Origin of the sequence: Nocardia sp. NPDC058497, assembly GCF_042720195.1 — a bacterium.
In the GTDB taxonomy this organism is placed as follows: domain Bacteria; phylum Actinomycetota; class Actinomycetes; order Mycobacteriales; family Mycobacteriaceae; genus Nocardia.
This window is the reverse complement of sequence record NZ_JBHXMY010000990.1, coordinates 1-1,296: the sequence shown is the minus strand read 5'-3', so window position 1 is coordinate 1,296 and position 1,296 is coordinate 1. Positions and strand designations below refer to the sequence as shown.

Genomic DNA, 1,296 nt, shown 5'->3' with positions numbered 1-1,296 from the left:
GCCTCTACAAGACCGAGTTGATCAATCCGCGTGGCCCGTGGCGCACGGTCGATCACGTGGAATTCGCGACTGCGGAATGGGTCGACTGGTTCAACCATCGCCGTCTCTACCGCTATTGCGGTGACATCCCACCAGCGGAGATGGAGGCCGCGCACTACGCTCAACACCCAGCCCAGCACGCCGTTGGGCTGTCACACCGATAGGTCTCCGGACTCACCGGGGCGATTCAGTGGGCGTGGACGCGAAGACTGTCAACCGTTGGTTGGCAGGTCGGGTTCCGCACCGGCGGACGAGGGCGGTCGTCGCGAGGATTCTGGACGAGCCGGAAGACCTGCTGTGGCCGCAGACGAGGCCTGATCTCGCACCGGGGGCGTCGGCCACGGCCGAGGTGCAGGCCGCCTACGCACACAGAGCTGATATCCCCAATGACCTATGGACCTCGCTGCTCCTCGGCGCGAACGAACAGATCGACATCGCAGGCTACGCCTACCCGTTCGTGATGGAACTGCTGCCAGACGCAGCGGATGTCCTCGCGGCGAAGTGCCGCGGGGGAACTCGCATCCGGCTGGCATTCGCCGACCCCGACTGTCCGCACGTCGCTGAGCGAGACTCGTTGGAGCAGATGAACGGAACCCTCGCCGGCCGAATCCGCAATGCGCTGAACATGGTGGGGAAGCTGGCCGACACCCCAGGATGCGACATCGGACTACACACGAGTCATCTCTACAACTCGGTCTTCCGGTTCGACGACAAGATGATCGTGACGCCATATCTGTTCCGAGCCCGCGGATATCAGCACCCAGCACTGCACCTGCGGAAGCTATCCCCTAAAGGAATATTCTCCTCGTTCGCCGAGCAGTTCGAACAGATCTGGGGTTCGGCGACCCCCTACCCGCAAGGACTTTCGCATGGGCTCACGGCGTGACTACTACAGGGACCCGAACGCGCCGAAAGCGAACAGTTTGGTACCCGGTGGTTCTGTGCTCGTGGTGGACCGCGCCGGCCGAATCCTGATGCAGCGCAGGGGCGACTCCGGCAACTGGTCTCTGCCCGGCGGTGTCATGGAGATCGGTGAAACTCTCGAAGAGTGCGCGATTCGCGAGACGAAGGAGGAGACCGGACTCGACATCGAGATCACGGGTCTCTTAGGTATCTACACCGACCCGGACCATGTCATCGAATATGGCGACGGGGAGGTTCGGCAGGAGTTCGCCGTCACCTATCTCGGCCGGATTGTGGGTGGTGAGAGCTCTGTCAGCAGCGAATCGACTGAAGTTATGTTACTCGGTGCAGAGG

2 protein-coding genes and 1 pseudogene are annotated in these 1,296 nt (G+C 62.3%); all 3 read left to right on the top strand.

Annotation, left to right across the window (positions count from 1 at the left end; genetic code table 11):
* Positions 1–203: pseudogene (locus ACFWPJ_RS33130) on the top strand (IS3 family transposase); the annotation flags it as partial.
* 32 nt (positions 204–235) lie between these two features.
* A complete protein-coding gene (locus ACFWPJ_RS33125) occupies positions 236–925 on the top strand; it encodes an XRE family transcriptional regulator (RefSeq protein ID WP_378857513.1) in 690 nt (229 codons plus the stop codon).
* Positions 909–1,296: NUDIX domain-containing protein (locus ACFWPJ_RS33120; RefSeq protein WP_378857511.1), on the top strand; the 388-nt coding region annotated here is incomplete at its 3' end. The genes ACFWPJ_RS33125 and ACFWPJ_RS33120, both read left to right, overlap by 17 nt.